Annotated in this window: 15 protein-coding genes; 3 read left to right on the top strand and 12 right to left on the bottom strand. The window is 66.5% G+C overall.

Going from position 1 to position 16,437, the window contains the following annotated elements; genetic code table 11:
* Positions 1 to 3: 3 nt before the first annotated feature.
* The 10 genes from CAL19_RS05350 to CAL19_RS05305 form a co-directional block, all read right to left on the bottom strand.
* Complete coding sequence (locus CAL19_RS05350; RefSeq protein WP_094796196.1) at positions 4 to 882, bottom strand: PhzF family phenazine biosynthesis protein; 879 nt, start codon at positions 880 to 882, stop codon at positions 4 to 6.
* A 51-nt stretch (positions 883 to 933) separates the two neighbouring features.
* On the bottom strand, positions 934 to 2,328 hold the full coding sequence (locus tag CAL19_RS05345) for a 4Fe-4S binding protein (RefSeq protein WP_094796195.1): 1,395 nt from the start codon (positions 2,326 to 2,328) through the stop codon (positions 934 to 936).
* Between the two features lie 59 nt (positions 2,329 to 2,387).
* Entirely contained in the window at positions 2,388 to 3,224 is an 837-nt protein-coding gene (locus CAL19_RS05340; protein WP_094796194.1) for an FTR1 family iron permease, read from the bottom strand.
* Between the two features lie 12 nt (positions 3,225 to 3,236).
* The gene (locus tag CAL19_RS05335) at positions 3,237 to 3,572 is read right to left on the bottom strand and encodes a cupredoxin domain-containing protein (RefSeq protein ID WP_094796193.1); all 336 of its coding nucleotides are present in this window, start codon (positions 3,570 to 3,572) and stop codon (positions 3,237 to 3,239) included.
* Between the two features lie 20 nt (positions 3,573 to 3,592).
* Positions 3,593 to 4,129, bottom strand: a complete 537-nt coding sequence (locus CAL19_RS05330) for an iron transporter (RefSeq protein WP_026640461.1) — start codon at positions 4,127 to 4,129, stop codon at positions 3,593 to 3,595.
* A gap of 155 nt (positions 4,130 to 4,284) precedes the next feature.
* Positions 4,285 to 4,854 carry a polyhydroxyalkanoate synthesis repressor PhaR gene (phaR, locus tag CAL19_RS05325; protein WP_026640460.1) on the bottom strand — a complete coding sequence of 190 codons (570 nt, stop codon included), beginning with the start codon at positions 4,852 to 4,854 and terminating at the stop codon, positions 4,285 to 4,287.
* A 93-nt stretch (positions 4,855 to 4,947) separates the two neighbouring features.
* Positions 4,948 to 5,685 (bottom strand): acetoacetyl-CoA reductase, encoded by a 738-nt coding sequence (gene phbB / locus CAL19_RS05320; RefSeq protein WP_026640459.1) that lies wholly within the window; start codon positions 5,683 to 5,685, stop codon positions 4,948 to 4,950.
* Between the two features lie 70 nt (positions 5,686 to 5,755).
* Positions 5,756 to 7,378 carry a class I poly(R)-hydroxyalkanoic acid synthase gene (phaC, locus tag CAL19_RS05315; protein WP_026640458.1) on the bottom strand — a complete coding sequence of 541 codons (1,623 nt, stop codon included), beginning with the start codon at positions 7,376 to 7,378 and terminating at the stop codon, positions 5,756 to 5,758.
* A 165-nt stretch (positions 7,379 to 7,543) separates the two neighbouring features.
* The gene (pgeF, locus tag CAL19_RS05310; protein WP_026640457.1) at positions 7,544 to 8,305 is read right to left on the bottom strand and encodes a peptidoglycan editing factor PgeF; all 762 of its coding nucleotides are present in this window, start codon (positions 8,303 to 8,305) and stop codon (positions 7,544 to 7,546) included.
* Entirely contained in the window at positions 8,293 to 9,267 is a 975-nt protein-coding gene (locus CAL19_RS05305; protein WP_094796192.1) for an RluA family pseudouridine synthase, read from the bottom strand. Before CAL19_RS05305 ends, pgeF begins: the two co-directional genes overlap by 13 nt.
* Positions 9,268 to 9,372: 105 nt before the next feature.
* Between CAL19_RS05305 and CAL19_RS05300 the strand changes: the two genes are divergently transcribed.
* A complete protein-coding gene (locus CAL19_RS05300) occupies positions 9,373 to 10,167 on the top strand; it encodes an outer membrane protein assembly factor BamD (protein WP_026640455.1) in 795 nt (264 codons plus the stop codon).
* Positions 10,168 to 10,380: 213 nt separating this feature from the next.
* Here the strand turns inward: CAL19_RS05300 and CAL19_RS05295 are convergent, their stop codons facing one another.
* Entirely contained in the window at positions 10,381 to 12,465 is a 2,085-nt protein-coding gene (locus CAL19_RS05295; RefSeq protein WP_094796190.1) for an ATP-dependent DNA helicase, read from the bottom strand.
* A gap of 138 nt (positions 12,466 to 12,603) precedes the next feature.
* On the opposite strand from CAL19_RS05295, the gene tex reads away from it, so the two are divergent.
* Together tex and CAL19_RS05285 are read left to right on the top strand one after the other, a co-directional pair.
* Positions 12,604 to 14,976 carry an RNA-binding transcriptional accessory protein Tex gene (tex, locus tag CAL19_RS05290; RefSeq protein WP_094796189.1) on the top strand — a complete coding sequence of 791 codons (2,373 nt, stop codon included), beginning with the start codon at positions 12,604 to 12,606 and terminating at the stop codon, positions 14,974 to 14,976.
* 103 nt (positions 14,977 to 15,079) lie between these two features.
* Positions 15,080 to 15,550, top strand: a complete 471-nt coding sequence (locus tag CAL19_RS05285) for a BON domain-containing protein (protein ID WP_094796188.1) — start codon at positions 15,080 to 15,082, stop codon at positions 15,548 to 15,550.
* Positions 15,551 to 15,670: 120 nt separating this feature from the next.
* Here the strand turns inward: CAL19_RS05285 and CAL19_RS05280 are convergent, their stop codons facing one another.
* Complete coding sequence (locus tag CAL19_RS05280; protein WP_094796187.1) at positions 15,671 to 16,384, bottom strand: helix-turn-helix domain-containing protein; 714 nt, start codon at positions 16,382 to 16,384, stop codon at positions 15,671 to 15,673.
* Positions 16,385 to 16,437 lie beyond the last annotated feature (53 nt).

Genomic DNA, 16,437 nt, shown 5'->3' with positions numbered 1-16,437 from the left:
GACCTATTCCCTGGGCAGGCGGATGGTTCCCCCGCCCAATTCGATCACATTGCCCCCCACCTGGATCTCGCCGTCGGCGCTCACTTGCAGACGCAGGCGGCATGGGCGGCCGATCTGGTCGCCCTGGTGCACCACCACTCGCGCGGGCGCCTTGCCGTGCGCCCACAGCCAGCCTCCCAGATTGGCGCACGCGGATCCTGTTCCGGGATCTTCGGCGACGCCTCCGCCGTCTTTAGTGAAGAAGTAGCGGGCATGCACGACCTGCATGCCGTCGGCGGCTGACGCGCCCCCATCAAAGGCAAACACATAAGCCGTCTTGCGTCCCAGGCTGCTGGGTTGCCAACGATGCAGCTGGCTGCTGTCGGGCTGTGCGCGCTGCACGGCTTGCACCGACTTCAGCGGCACCAGCAACTGGTCGGCGCCCGTATCCACCCACAGGGGTGCATCCAGCAGATCGTCGGCGCGCAGGCCCAATTGGCTGGCGATTTCGGCCGCCGGCAATGCCGGCGCGGCAGTACGGGGCGCGCCGCCGGCAGGCGCGGTGAAGGTCCACAGGTCGCCTTGCGCGCGCACGGGCACGACGCCGGCCGCAAATTCGAGCGTGAGCTGGTCGCCGGCTCGCGTCAGGCCGCGCACAACATGTGCGGTGCCCAAGGTGGGATGGCCGGCGAAGCGCATTTCGTACCCAGGGGTAAAGATGCGCACCCTGGCGGTTGCCTGGGCGCCGGGCAACACAAAGGTGGTTTCGGACAGATTGAACTGCCGCGCCAGGTCGAGCATGTTCTGGTCTGTCAGGCCGCGCGCGTCTTCGAATACACAAAGGGGGTTGCCGCCGAAAGTCGTTTCGGCAAAGACATTGAGCAGGCGGAAAGCGTAGTTCATGAATGGCGCGTGACGGTCGGGCGGTAATTGGATGATACCGCGCACGCCTATTTACCAGACAGCGAAGAACAGCACCCACGCGGCGCAGAAGGGTGCAAGACCGGCGGCCATCAACAGCCATGCGGCAAGCTGCCGTGGCCAGGCCGCCTTCCGCTGCGCGAGCAGCCGCCACGCCAGCCGCAACGACCATGCGACGGCCAATGCCAGCAAGGTGAAGCGCGCCGGATCGGCCCATGCGGTGGGCACGCCTTCATGTCCGAGCAGCGTGATGGTGGTGGCAGACAGCCCCAGAAACACGCCTACGCCGGCTACGGGAATATAGGCCTGCGCCAGCCGGTGCAGCCCGGCCTGGCGCGGCCCGGCCTGACGCGGCCCGGCTGCGCCAGAGCCTGCGACACGATCGGCGGCCCAGGCCGCCACCCATGCCGCGGCGCCGATCGCCAGCGTGCTGCCCAGCACAAACGCCAGGATGCAGGCGCCGTCCAGCCAGGAAAAGCTGTCGTTCATTTCCGGGTAATGGGTAAGGATGAACCACGGGGCGTTGTCGAGCAGGGGCCAGAGAATGTCGTGCTCGACCAGCCACACGGCGGCCCATTGTTTGAGTGTCACGAACCACGGGCTGGCGCTCCAGAGAAACGCCCCCATGGCGATGCCCATCAACCCGAAACAGATCAGCGCGGTTTGCCAGGCATCGCCCTGCGCCACATGCAGGATTTCGTGTTCCGGCGAGCGCGGCGTCAGGGTGATCGCGCCGCGATACCCGCTGCAGCGGCCGCATACGTGGCAATCCCCCGCCCCCTTCATGTGGCGCATTGCCACCAGCGGCGCGCAATTGACCGGCTCGATGCGGATGACGGGATTCCGCCATGCCTGTTCGTCCACTTTGAAATGCCAGGGCGCGAGCTTGGCGAGCAGGTTGAATACACCGTTTACCGGGCACAGGTACTTGCACCAGACGCGCTTGCTGCGCCCGTAGCGCCATCCCACGACGATGGCGGCCATGGTCGAGCCGCCCAGCACCGCCAGCACAGCCAGCGGATACTGATACACGCTGACCAATTGCCCGTAGACCGTCGTAAGCCCGAACGCCACGAACGGCCAGCCGCCCCAGCGCATCCACTTGGGTATCGAGCGCCCCTGGCCTCGCTCGCTGGCCCATTCGGTAAGCATGCCTTCGGGGCAAAGCCAGCCGCACCACGCGCGGCCCAGCAAAGGAATGGACACCAGCACGAAGGGCCACCACACGCCCCAGAACGCAAACTGCGCCACGATAGTCAGGTGGTTGAACACCGATGCAGTGCTGCCGGGCAGCGGCAGCAGCGGCGGCACCACCAGCAGAAAGGCGTAGATGCAGACGATGCCCCATTGCAGCCTGCGCAGCAACGGAGCGTGGTCGCGCAGGAAATCAGCGAAGCGGGCAACAGAACGCCCGAGTGCGGCTGCCATGTATCAACCTTCAAGTACCCGGGCCGGCACAAGCGCCGGCCCATCTTGTCGCCGCGGCATCATGCCTGCCTGAGCGATGCGGCCGGCACATGGCCGGCGCGCCGCAGCAGTGTCCATGCCAAGGCCCAGTACGCCGCCCACAACAACACCGAGATCAGCGCCGGGTAGGCGCGATAACCGGCGAAGTCGGCCAGTACCTTGCCGATGCCGCTGCTGTCGTCGAGCAGGCCCGAGCTGTCCCATACCGGGTCGATGAGCGTGGGCAGCACGCCCAGGGAAATCAGCCGGTCGACGCCGCCCATCAGCAGCGCACCGGCCAGCAGCAACAGCAGGATTTCGGTGACGCGGAAAAATGCGCGCCAGGAAACCAGCCGGCCGCCCAATTGCAGCACCCAGAATGTGAACAGCGCCACGACAAAACCGGCCAGCCCCGCCAGCGCCAGCAGGGCCATGTCGGCCCCCTGCCCCGCCGCCACGCTGCCGTACAGAAACACTACGGTTTCGCTGCCTTCGCGGGCTACCGCGATCATGACCAGCACCAGCAGCCCCCACCAGTTGCCCTGTTCGACAGAGGCGCTTGCGCCGGCCTGCAATTCGCCTTTCAGTGTGCGCCCGTGCGCGCGCATCCACACAACCATCTGCAACACCAGCCCGCACGCGGCCAGGGACATGCCTGCCTGGAACCATTCCTGCTGCTCATCGCTGAGCCACGCGGATACGCCAAGCAGCACCATTGCCAACGCCACCGCCAGCGCCACGCCGCACGCGACACCGCCCCACAGGTAAGGCAGGCCGCGGCGCCCCGACGGGCTGGCGCGCAACCACGAATACAGGATGCCGACAATGAGCAGCGCTTCGACGCTTTCGCGCCAGACGATAAAAAGTACCTGTTCCATGAAAGCGGCCGGTCAGTTCCTGGGCAACACGACGAGCGTGCCGCGCACATCCTGGTGGAAGTCGTCGAAGAACGGGTATTCGCCGGGCCGCGAGATGGTGATCACGACAAACGAACTGACCCCGGGCCCCATGACTTTCTCTTTGCGCAGGGGAATGCTCTCGAACTCGACGGGCTCGTTGCTTTCGTTGACCAGTTCAATCTTGAAGCGGCCCGCGGGCACTTCCAGGCGCGACGGCTCGAACGTGCCGTCGGCCTTGAAGGTGAGCCTGAAGGTGGGCAGCTCGGCGCGCGCCGCGCCGGGCAGCGCGCCCCCCAGGCTGGCGCACAGCGCCAGCACAGCCAGCATTGCGTGGCGACGGCGCACGATCAGTATCCGCCCTTCTTGCCGGTGCCGGCGTATACGAACTCGTAGTCGAGCTCGAAGGGCTCGAACCACGGGCCGACCCCCGTTTCCTTGTCGGTATGGCGGCCGAAATGGCTCATTTTGTCGGCCGTGGGCGGCAGAATGGTGTACTTGAGCTTGTACTTTCCGGGGCCTTCGAGCTTGACGTTATCGCCGTAGTGCGGACCGTCGTTGGCCACCATGGGCATGAACGTGCCCTTTTGCACGTTGGCGCTGCCGGACTTCTGGATTTCGTACCGGACCACCAGGTATGGCACCCATTCGCCTTCGGGAAAGCCGGTGGGGTTGTCGGCCGTGGCGTGGATATCGGCCTCGAGGTGCACGTCGGAATCCCGGGCGGCGCGCATCATGCCCGGCGGGTCCATTTCGACGGGCTGCAGGTACACCGCGCCGATTTCCAGGCCGGCCTTCTGGACAGGTTCGCCGATGGGATATTCGAGGGCCAGGGCGCTGCCGGACAACACCAGCCCCAGTGCCAGCACCAGCAATTTCTTCGACATATACAGAACCTTATGATGCAGAAAGAACAACGGCCCTTAAACAAGAACCGTTTTCATTACTGTATCGTGAAGGCCCTGACAGCCTCCTGACATATCGCAAACCGCGCGATGGTCAGTGCGCGTCTGTGGCGCCCGTTGCGGGCGCCCGCGCCGGTTTACTTGCGGCCGCCGCCCTGTGTGCCGCTACCCGGGGTGAAGGGAAAGCTCGAGAACATTGCGCGCGTCTGGTCCTGCATCTGGTCTTGCATCTGCACGAACAGATTCTTGCTCTGGTCGATGTAGTTATTCATCATGTTCTGCAGCATGGGCGTCTGCACATTCATGAATTGCGCCCAGGCCTCGGGGCCGAACTGGCTGCCGTACAGGCCCTTGGACTGCTCGGCCATGCGCTGCTGGATTTCCATGAATGCCTGGATGTTCTTTTCCAGGTAAGAACCCATGATGCCTTGCATGGCATGGCCATAGAAACGGATGATCTGCGACAGCATGTTCGACGAGAACATGGGCATGCCGCCGCTTTCTTCTTCAAGAATGATCTGCAGAAGAATGCTGCGGGTAAGATCGTCGCCGCTCTTGGCGTCGACAACCTGGAAGTCTTCGTTGGCCAGCACCAACTGCTTGACGTCGGCCAGTGTGATGTAAGTACTGGTCTGCGTGTCGTACAGACGACGGTTGGGGTACTTTTTAATGAGGCGTAGGCTGGCGCTGGTTTGTGCTTGCGTCATGGTGGTCCCCGAGATCGGGCGATCTCTTTTAACTTTGAAGTATTACAAGTGTAAGCCGGAAAGGCTGCCTGGCGCCCTTCCGGCTGCTGGTGTTCAGCCCATGTGCAGGCCGCCGTTGAGCGAGAAGTCGGCTCCGGTGGCAAACCCCGATTCGTCCGAAGCGAGCCATGACGTGATCGACGCGATTTCTTCAGGTGTGCCCAGGCGACGCACCGGGATGGTCGCGACGATTTTTTCGAGCACGTCGGGGCGGATGGCGCGCACCATGTCGGTACCGATATAGCCCGGCGAAACGGTGTTCACGGTTACGCCCTTGCTGGCGACTTCCTGGGCCAGCGCCATGGTAAAGCCGTGGATGCCGGCCTTGGCCGTGGAATAGTTGGTCTGGCCGAACTGGCCCTTCTGCCCATTGACCGAGCTGATGTTGATGATGCGGCCCCATTGGCGCTCGACCATGCCGTCGATCACCTGCTTGGTGACATTGAACAGGCTGTTCAGGTTGGTGTCGATCACCGCGCGCCAGTCGTCGGCCGACATCTTGCGGAACAGGCCATCGCGCGTGATGCCCGCGTTGTTCACCAGTACATCCACGGGACCCAGTTCGCGCGTAATGTGCTCGAAGGCGACCACGGTGGAATCCCAGTCGGCGACATTGCCCACCGACGCATAGAAGGTATAGCCCTGGGCGGCCTGCTCATCCAGCCATTGCTGATAGTTGCGGCTGGGCCCGCAGCCGGCCACGACGCGAAAGCCGTCTTTGGCGAGCCTGCGGCAGATCGCCGTGCCGATACCACCCATGCCGCCCGTCACGTATGCCAGTTTCCCGCTCATGTGCATTCCTCCTGCGCGCTGGGCGCCTCGATACTGCCTGGTGCCTCGTATGCCGCGATCCGCCGGACCGCTACGTGGCTCGTACTTTTACATAACTGCCCGGCGCGGGCTGCGTCGGGCGATATTCCGCATTGCCCAGGCGCGTGGCCGCCTTGCGCCGGGCGCCAGCGTGGGCGGCCAGCCAGTCGGCCCAATCGGGCCACCAGCTGCCGGGGTGTTCTTGCGCGCCGGCAAGCCATGCGCCCGGATCGCCCGGCAGGGCCGGGGCGTCGTTGGTCCAGTAGCTGCGCTTGCCCGATGAGGGCGGGTTGACGACGCCGGCAATATGGCCGGACGCGCCCAGCACGAAGCGTTGCGGGCCGCGCAACAATTGCGTGGATGCATAGGCTGACGTCCAGGGCACGATGTGGTCTTCGCGCGATCCGTACAGGTACGCCGGCATGTCGAGCCGCGTCAGGTCCAGGCCCACGCCAGCCGCCTGCGCCCGACCGGGCACCTTGAGATTATTTTCAAGGTAGGTATTGCGGAAATACCAGGTAAAGAAAGGCCCCGGCAAATTGGTGCTGTCGCCGTTCCAGTACAGCAGGTCGAAGGGCGGGGGAGTCTGCCCCTTGAGATAATTGCCCACCACGTAGTTCCACACCAGCTCGTTGGGCCGCAGGAACGCAAACGTGGTGGCCAGGTCGCGAGCGGCCATCAGCCCGCCCTGCCCCAGCTGGCGTTCCCGCAGCAGTGCGTGGGCTTCATCGACGAACACCTGCAGCACGCCGGTATCGTGGAAATCGAGCAGCGTAGTCAGCAGCGTCAGCGACGCTGCCGGACGCTGGCCGCGCGCATGCGCCAGCGCCAGGGCGGATGCCAGCATGGTGCCGCCCACGCAGAACCCCAGCGCATTGACCTGCGGCTGGCGTGCGATGTCGCCCGCCACCTGCAGCGCCTTGAGCACCGCGTCGTCCAGGTATTGCGACCACGTAGCCGTGTCGATGCCGTCGCCGTCCGCGGCCAGGGGGTTGCGCCACGAAATCATGAACACAGTGTGGCCCTGCTCGACCGCGTAGCGCACCAGGGAATTGGCGGGTTGCAGGTCGAGTATGTAGTACTTGTTGATGTTGGGCGGCACGATGACCAGCGGCCGCTGGTAAACCGTGGCGGTTTGCGGCGCATACTGGATCAGTTGAAACAGCGGGTTTTCGAACACCACCTGGCCGGGCGTCGTGGCCACGTTGCGCCCGATCTCGAACTGGCTTTCGTCGGTGTGGCTGATACGCCCCTTGCGCAGATCGTTACAGAGATTTGCCAGCCCGTCGCTGAGCGCACGGCCCGCCGTGTCGATGACCGCCTGCTGCGCATCGGGGTTGAAGGCCAGGAAATTGGACGGCGCCAGCGCATCCACCCATTGCATGACCGAAAACCGCAACCGGTTGCGCAGGGGCTCGCTGACTTGCGCCGCTTCGACCATGCGTGTCAGTACGCGCGCCGACAGCAGATAAGCGTGCGCCAGCACGATATGCTGGCTGCTTGCGGCCCACGCCTGGCCGCGAAAGCGGCGGTCGGCGGGCGGGGCCAGCACGCCGCGCCGGGCTTCGTCGCATACCCGCAGCCAGTCGCGCGAGAACTCGGCCTGGATGTCTGCCAGGACGTCCGGCGCCACGCTGACCGGGACGGGCCAAGCAGAGGAGAGAGGGGCGTTCACTTCGACACCATTTTATAGTCGGGCACGGGCCTGGGTGGCGCGCCGCACCCGGCGTTGAGACCGCGCGACAACCCGATGTTGCATGGCGGCATAGGGGCTGTCAATGCGGGTATACAAGGATAACCGGCCCATATGACAAGCCTTGCACTCGCACTGCAACAGCGCTTATTCGCGCCACGCAAGCAAGGCCATGCGGCCTGTCGCGCCATCGCGCCGGTATGAGAAAAAGCGCCGCGGATCGGACACGGTGCACAGGCCGCTTGCATGCACATCTTCCACGCCCGCTCGCCGCAGGCGCATCAGCGCCAGCGCGGGCAAGTCTGCAAGCCATTTGCCGGGCTTGCCGGCCAGCCCGGAGAAATGCGCAGCGGCTTGCGCATCGCCGGTGACGAACGCGGCACGCACGTCGTCGCCTACCTCGAATGCCGTGGGGCCTATGCCGGGCCCGACCCAGGCGCGCCAGCCGCGCGCGCCGGGGGTCTTGGCCCGCAGGCGGGCCAGGGTGTTTTCGAGCACGCCGCCGGCCAGGCCGCGCCAGCCGGCATGCGCGACGCCCAACGCTTGCCCGTCCAGGTCGGCAATGCACACAGGCAGGCAATCCGCGACCAGGATAGCCAGCACGCGCCCGGGCATGGCCGTGACACTGGCGTCGCCCGCCGGCTCGTCGGACGAGCAGGCGTCGGCATCGATGACATCCGCGCCATGCACCTGGCGCAGCCATAGCGGATCGCCCGGCACTGCTGCGCGGACGCGCGCGCGGTTCTCGTGCACGGCCGCGGCGTCGTCACCCGCGCGCGCGCCGAGGTTGAGCGTGTCGTAGGGCGCGGCGCCCACGCCACCCGCGCGCGTCGTGCAGAAGTAGCGCACGCCGGGCCATTGCGGGCCCGTGATGACCGGAAGGCCGTGGATTTGCATCAGTCGTTCCATTGCACAATATCTTGTATGCGGCGCACGTCGTCCGGTATCGCCGCCTGGAAGCCCAGCGGGCCCCGGCCGCCGGGATCATCGAAATGCAGGGCGCGCGCATGCAGCATCTGGCGCTGCGCCCCCGCGGCGGGTTTGCCCATATAAAGCGCATCGGCCAGCAAGGGATGCCCCAGGCTGGCCATGTGCACGCGGATCTGGTGCGTACGGCCCGTTTCCAGGCGGCAGAGCAGTTCGGTAATAGGCTCGCCGGCCGGCGCCCGGCCGTGTCTGACCGGTGTGTAGTGGGTCACGGCGGGCTTGGGCGCGATGGGACGCTCGACGCTCATGCGCACGGGAAGGCGCGCGTCGCGCCCGATGGGCCGGTCGACCCGGCCGGCGGCGCCCATCCAGCCATGCACCAGGGCCAGGTATTCGCGACCCATGGTGCGCGCCTGCAACTGGCGCACCAGGTGAGTCTGGGCCAATTCGTTGCGGGCCACCACCAGCAATCCCGAGGTGTCTTTGTCCAGGCGGTGCACGATGCCGGCCCTGGCCACCCGCGCCAATTCGGGGTAGCGGTGCAGCAGGCCGTTGAGCAGCGTGCCGTGCCAGTTGCCGGCGCCGGGATGCGTCACCAGGCCAGCCGGTTTATCGACCACGATCCAGTCGGGGCTTGCGTCGACGACGGTGAAATCGACGGGCTCGGGCGCAAAGGCCAGGCTTTCGGGTGCGGGCTGTTCCCAGACGGCCAGCACGTCGCCGGGGCCGACAACCTGGCGAACTTTGGCAGGCGCGCCATTGACCTGCACCCAGCCGGCTTCGATCCAGCCTTGCAACCGGCTGCGCGAATGGCCGTCAAGCAAGGCGGCCAGCACCTTGTCGAGCCGGTCGGCGCGCGTGCCGGCCGGCACGGTGATGAACTGCGGTTCGTCATCCGCCGCCAGGCTGGCGCCGGCGGCCTCCGGGGCGTCTGTATGGGACATGTAGACAGATCATATAATTCAGCGTGCCATCCTAACACCAAGGAAACCAATCCCGTGACTTTCCGCACCGCTGCACTTTCGAACCGCCCTGCCCGCGGATGGCCCCTGCGCGCTGCCATCGCGCTGACTGTTGCCCTGGTTGTCGCCGGCTGCAGCGGCTCGGGCCAGAAATACGACAAGACCGCCGGCTGGACCGCCGAGCAGCTCTACGCCGATGCAAAGGCCGAGACCGAGGCCGGGGCCTGGGGCGAAGCGCGCGAACGGCTGACCGCCATCGAAAGCCGCTACCCGTTCGGCGTGTATGCGCAGCAGGCGCTGATCGACCTGGCCTATGTCAACTGGAAAGACGGCGAAAACGAACAGGCGCTGGCCGCCATCGACCGGTTCCAGCAGATGTATCCCAACCATCCGGGCACGGACTACATGTTGTATCTGAAGGGGCTGATCAACTTCACGCCCGCCAGCGCCTTCATGAGCAATCTCACCGGCCAGGACCCGGCCGAACGCGACCCCAAGGGCTTGCGCGCGTCGTACGATGCTTTCAATGAGCTGATCAAGCGCTATCCGAACAGCAAGTACACGCCCGACGCCGAAAAGCGCGTTACGTGGCTCGTCAACGCGATCGCCATGAACGAAGTCTATGTGGCGCGCTATTACTACGAGCGCGGCGCCTACGTGGCTGCCGCAAATCGGGCACAGACGGTCATCACCGATTTCGAAGGCGCCCCGGCGGCCGAGCAGGCGCTGGTGATCATGGTGGCCTCGTACGACAAACTGGGCATGACCGACCTGAAAAGCGACGCGCAACGCGTCCTGAACGCCAACTTCCCCAACAGCACGATGACCGAGCAGAGCCTGCTGGCGGACAAAAGCTGGTGGAACCCGTTCTCCTGGAAGTAAGCCGCAGCGCGGGTGGTTTTTGCGGTGTCCAGACACCTGGCGCGGCATGCGGCGCGCGGGGACACTCCGTTGCGGTGTCAGACACCCTGCGGGAGTCTGACACCTGGCGCGGCATGCGGCGTGGTTTTTGCCTGGCGCGGCAGGCGGCGTGGTTTTTGGTGTCTGACTCCCGCAGGGTGTCTGACACCGGCCGGCATGCGACAACGCCCCAGCTCAGGCCGCTGCTGCCTGGCGGCGCGCGTAGAACGCCAGCACCTCGTTCAGGTCGCGGGTGCGTGAAAACGGCGGCAGGCCGCGCCACAGGCGCTTGCCATAAGGTTTTTCTACCAGGCGGGCGTCGCCCACCATCAACACCCCCCAATCGCGCTCCGTGCGTATCAGGCGGCCCGCGCCCTGCTTCAGCGAAATTGCCGCTTCCGGCAATTGGTATTCGGCGAACGGGTTGCCGCCACGCACCCGGCAGGCGCGCAGCCTTGCTTCGATGACCGGATCGTCCGGCGGGGCAAAGGGCAGCTTGTCGATGGCCACCAGTGTCAGCACATCGCCCGGCAGGTCAATGCCTTCCCAGAAGCTCGCGCTGCCCACCAGTACCGGATGTTGTAGCGCGCAGAACCGTTCGAGCAGATCGCGCCGCGTCGCCTCGCCCTGCTTGAGCAGCGGCCATTCGTACCCCTGCTCTTCGAAGGCTTCGGACAACAGCAGCGACACGCGGTCTACCGCGCGCAAGGTCGTGCACAGTACCAGCGTGCCGCCGGGGCTGGCCTGCAGCAACGGCATCAAGGTTTGCACAAAGCGCTCGGCGAACCGCGGCGACTGGGGTTCCGGCATGTCGCGCGGCACGAACAGCAGGCCTTGCCCGGTGTAGTCGAACGGCGATTCCCAGTGCCCTGTGCGCGCATCATCCAGGCCCAGCTGGCTGGTGTAATGCCGGAAATCGCCGTGCACCGACAAGGTGGCCGAGGTCAGTATCCAGGCCTGGCCGGGCTTGCGAAAGCGCGAGAAGGCCTGGGCCACGGACAAGGGCGCCGAATGCAGCCGCACATGATGCTGGCCGTGCTCGACCCAGCGTACCGCCGGGCCCGCGTAATGCCGCAGCGATTCGGCCGCCTGAAGCAGCGCCGCCGGCAGCGCCGGACCGTCGTCGTCCCGGGGCGCCGGCGCCTGGTCGTCGCGGCCCCAGCCTTCGTCGGCGTCGGCCGCGCTGTCGCGCGCCGGCAGCGACCAGCGCGCCAGGCGCAGCGCGAGGTCTGCGCCACCGCGCGCCGCGGCGGCAAGGTCCGGGTGCTTTTCGGCAACCGCCGCCAGCGCCCGCGTGGCAGCTTCGACGGATGCGCGCAGGGCGGCCAGCGCGACGTCGAACTGCTCGGCGTCGGGCATGGCCTCGAAGGTGGCCCTACGGCCCGGTAGCTTGTCCAGCGGCGAACACACCAGGCGCAGTTCGCGCGCGGCCGTTTCTAGCTGGCGGCTGACGTCGGTCCATTTGGCGGCCTCGCGCGCATGGGCAAGGCCCGCCGCTTCCAGGGCCTTGCCGAAATCCAGCAACTGGTGGGTCGACACGCTGCTGCCCAGGAATCGCGTGGCGGTATCCGGCAATTGATGGGCTTCGTCGAAGATGACCGTGTCTGCTTCGGGCAACAGGTCTGTGACGCCCTCTTCGCGCAATACCAGGTCGGCCATGAACAGCGCATGGTTGACGACGACGACGTCGGCCTCTTGGGCCTGCCGGCGCGCCTTGACCACGAAACAATCGCGGATGCGCGGACATTCCTGGCCCAGGCAGTTTTCGCGGGTGGAAGTCACGCGCTGCCAGATGTCCGCGTCTTCGGGCACCTTGCCCAGGTGGGCGCGGTCGCCGGTTTTCGAGATGCCGGCAAACACCTGGATCTGTCGAAGCTGGGAAATCTCGGTACGCGATTTCAACGCGCGCTCGTCGCCCTGCAGCCGTTCAAGATGGTAATGGCATACATAATTGGCGCGCCCCTTGAGCAAGGCCGCCGTCACGGGCGCCGCCAGGGCAGCCCGCACGCGCGGCAGATCCCGCGTGAACAGCTGATCTTGCAGCGTGCGCGTGCCGGTCGAGACAATGACCTTGCCGCCGGCCACGATGGCCGGCACCAGGTACGCCCAGGTCTTGCCGATGCCGGTGCCCGCCTCGGCCACCAGTGTCGAGCGGTCGGCGATCGCGCGATGAATGGCTTGCGCCAGCTCGACTTGCGCGCGCCGCGGCACGTAGCCGGGCAGCGCCGAGGCCAGGGGGCCGTCGGCGTCGAAAAATTCTGAAATATCCTGGTCCAGCATGGGTGCGGCGCGCGATGAAGTGGCCCAAATGATACCCTGGGGCCCGGTTGCGCCGTGCCCGAAATAGCCGCGCCGCGGACGGGCCGGCGCCGCCTTGTGGCAAAATCCGCCCGTCGTTTTCCCTTTGCAGCCCTATACATGTCTGACACTTCCGCCACCACGAGCGCCGCTTCCAGCGTTGACCATGCCCGCATCCTCGGCCAGCTGGCCACCGAGCTCGGCTGCCGCCAGTCGCAGATCGCCGCCGCTGTCGAACTGCTCGACGACGGCGCCACGGTGCCCTTTATTGCGCGCTATCGCAAAGAAGCCACGGGTGGCCTGGACGACACCGTGCTGCGCAATCTGGAAGTGCGCCTGGGCTACCTGCGCGAACTCGAAGAACGGCGGGCGACCATTCTTGAGTCGATCTCGCAGCAAGGCAAGCTGACGACCGAACTGCAGCAGGAAATCGAGGCGGCCGACACCAAACAACGTCTCGAAGACCTGTACGCGCCCTACAAGCCCAAGCGCCGCACACGCGCGCAGATTGCTCGCGAGGCAGGGCTGGAACCGCTGGCCGACGCCATTCTCGACGATCCGGCATGCGACCCGGCCACATTGGCGGCGCAATACCTCAACCCCGAAGCGTCCATCAACGACGCCAAGGCGGCGCTCGATGGCGCGCGCGATATCCTGGCCGAACGCTACGCCGAAAACGCCGATCTGCTGGCCGACATGCGCGAGTACTTGTGGACGACCGGCCTGCTCTATTCCAAGGTGGCCGAAGGCAAGGAAACCGAAGGGGCCAACTTCCGCGACTGGTTCGATTTCAGCGAGCCACTGCGCACGCTGCCCTCGCACCGCATTCTTGCGTTGCTGCGCGGCCGCCAGCAGGGCGTGCTGGAACTGCGCCTGGGCCTCGAAGCAGAGCTCGAAACGCAGACACCGCACCCTTGCGTGGCGCGCATTGCCGGCTTCCTGAAGCTGGGCCACGGCTTGTTTGCGCTGGACGCCACGCCGCGCGAGCGCTGGCTGGGCGAAGTATGCCGCTGGACCTGGCGCGTGAAACTGCTCACCGTCTTTGAAAGCGAACTGATCGGCCGCCTGCGCGAAAGCGCAGAAGCCGAGGCCATACGCGTATTCGCGGCCAACCTGAAAGACCTGTTGCTGGCCGCGCCCGCCGGCCCCAAAGTGGTGCTGGGCATCGACCCCGGCATACGCACGGGCTGCAAGGTCGCCGTGATCGACCGCACCGGCAAGGTCGTCGACACGGCCACGGTATACCCGTTCGAGCCGCGCCGCGACCGCGAAGGCACCATTGCCACGCTGGCTGCGCTGGCTGCACGCCACCAGGTTGAACTGGTGGCCATCGGCAACGGCACTGCATCGCGCGAAACCGAAAAGCTGGTCGCCGACCTGATGGCCCGCTATCCCGACCTGACGCTCACCCGGGTGGTGGTGTCCGAAGCGGGCGCTTCGGTGTATTCGGCATCGGAAACCGCGGCGCTCGAATTCCCCGATCTTGACGTCACGCTGCGCGGCGCCGTATCCATTGCGCGCCGCCTGCAGGATCCGCTGGCGGAACTGGTCAAGATCGACCCCAAGGCCATCGGTGTGGGCCAATACCAGCATGACGTAAACCAGCGCGAGCTGGCGCGCTCGCTGGACGCGGTGGTGGAAGATTGCGTCAACGCGGTGGGCGTGGACGTCAACACGGCGTCGGCGGCGCTGCTGGCGCGCGTGTCGGGCCTGAATTCGCTGCTGGCCAAGAACATCGTGGCCTGGCGCGACGATAACGGCGCCTTTCCCACGCGCGACGACCTGCGCAAGGTGCCGCGCTTTGGCGAAAAGGCGTTTGAACAGGCCGCCGGGTTCCTGCGCATTCCCCATGGCAAGAACCCGCTGGATGCCTCGGCCGTCCACCCCGAAGCGTACCCCGTGGTAGAGCGCATCGTGGCGAAGATCAAGGCCGACGTGCAACACATCATCGGCCAGCGCGACGCGCTCAAAGGCATATCGCCGGCCGACTTCACCGACGATCGTTTCGGCCTGCCCACGGTGCGCGACATCTTTGCCGAACTCGAAAAACCGGGCCGCGACCCCCGGCCCGAGTTCAAGACCGCGCAGTTCAAGGACGGCGTCGAGACCCTGAACGATCTGCATCCCGGCATGGTGCTCGAAGGCGTAGTCACCAACGTGGCCAACTTCGGCGCCTTTGTCGACATTGGCGTGCACCAGGACGGGCTGGTTCACATTTCCGCGTTGGCGGAAAAGTTCGTGAAAGACCCGCGCGACGTGGTGCGCGTCGGCCAGACCGTCACCGTCAAAGTGCTGGAAGTCGATGCGGCCCGCAAACGCGTGGCCCTGACCATGCGCCTGAATGACGCCGCGCAGCCCGCGCGCCGCAGCGGCGCGGATGCGCCGCGGGGTGGCGCGCCCCGCGCGGCGGGCCGGCGGGGCCCGGCCGAAGCGGCTCGCGCCGAGCCGCGCAACAACGCCATGGCCGAGGCATTTGCGCGCCTGAAGCGTTGATTCCCCGCCCGGGCCTCCAGGGCCCGGGCACATCACTTGCGCAGCATGGGAAACCGGCCGGCCACTGGCCGCCGGCCTTTCTCAGCCTGACCGGAGGACGCAAGTGACTATCCTGAATCGCATTGCCACGCTGGCGCTGGGCGCCACGGCCATGTACTACTTCGACCCGCAGTCAGGGCGCCGGCGGCGCGCCCTGCTGTGCGACCAACTGACTTCGCTGCGCAACGACGCCATGGACTGCATGCTCGCCGACGGCAAGCGCGCGACGGACCATGTGCGCGGCTACACCGCCGCGGCGCGCCGCGGGATGGGGCTGTCGGACCCCGACAGCGACCGTCAGCTCGAAGAGCGTGTGCGCGCCCAACTGGGACGGCTGGTCAGCCATCCCGGCGCCATTACTGTAACGGCGCACGCGGGCGACGTGACGCTGAGCGGGCAGATCCTTGCCGCGGAACACCAGACGCTGTTGTCGGCCGTGCGCGCCATGGCGGGCGTGAACCGCGTCGACGACCGCCTGCAGGCGCACGAGAGCCCCGGCAACATCCCTGAATTGCAAGGCGGCAGCCCATCCTGAGGGCGGCGCATCCGCCGGCAAGTGCCACCCTGCCCTGCGCGCGCGTGCCCCGCGCCGCGGGGCATGGCGGTAAAACTTGCGTCCGCCCGGAAGAAGTTGCCATCCGCGCCCAGGCGCGGCTCAGGCCGCCTGCGGCAACGCCGGCAGCCGCATGCCCAGGCGCTGGTCAAGCCATGACCAGCCGTGCGGCGTGACGCGGACGGCCCGGCTGTCGGGCGCGCGCCGCAACACTTGCTGCTCGCACAGAGCGGCCAGCAACGCCACGCCCAGCGGCCCACCCAGATGGTGGCGCCGCTCGGTGCAGTCCAGGCATTGGCGCGCCAGCCCACGTCGCGTGGGCACGACTGCGTCGACATCCACACCGATATCCGCGAACCATTGCGCGCCTGCCGGGGTCAGGTCGAACTGCCTGTCCGGCGCCGCCACCAGGTAACCGCGGTCCTGCAGGGCCTGGGTGATCGCCACGGCAAGCTGTCCGGCCAGATGGTCGTAGCAGCGGCGACAGAAATGGAATTCGCGCGCCTTCGGGCTGAGCGCCGGCCGGCGCCCCTGGGGCGGAAGCGGCTGCAGGGTGGACAGACTTTCCAGCATGTGAGCGACGTGCGGGCCCGCCAGCCGGTAATACCGGTGGCGCCCTTGTGTTTCCACATCCAGCAAGCCGCCTTCGAGCATCTTGGCCAGGTGTGCGCTCGCCGTCTGGGCGGTGACGCCGGCGCTGCGCGCCAGTTCACCGGCCGCCAGCGCCCGGCCGTCGAGCAGCGCCGCCAGCATGGCTGCGCGCGCGTGATCCGCCAGCAGATGGGCAACGGCGGCGAACCCGGGTTGGTAACTCATGGCTAGGCTCCTGTCGGCGGACACTGTAGGCCGATATTAGCGGGCGATGCTTC

This window comes from Bordetella genomosp. 7 (assembly GCF_002261265.1).
GTDB lineage: Bacteria > Pseudomonadota > Gammaproteobacteria > Burkholderiales > Burkholderiaceae_B > Bordetella_A.
This window is presented reverse-complemented; position numbering and strand designations above follow the sequence as displayed.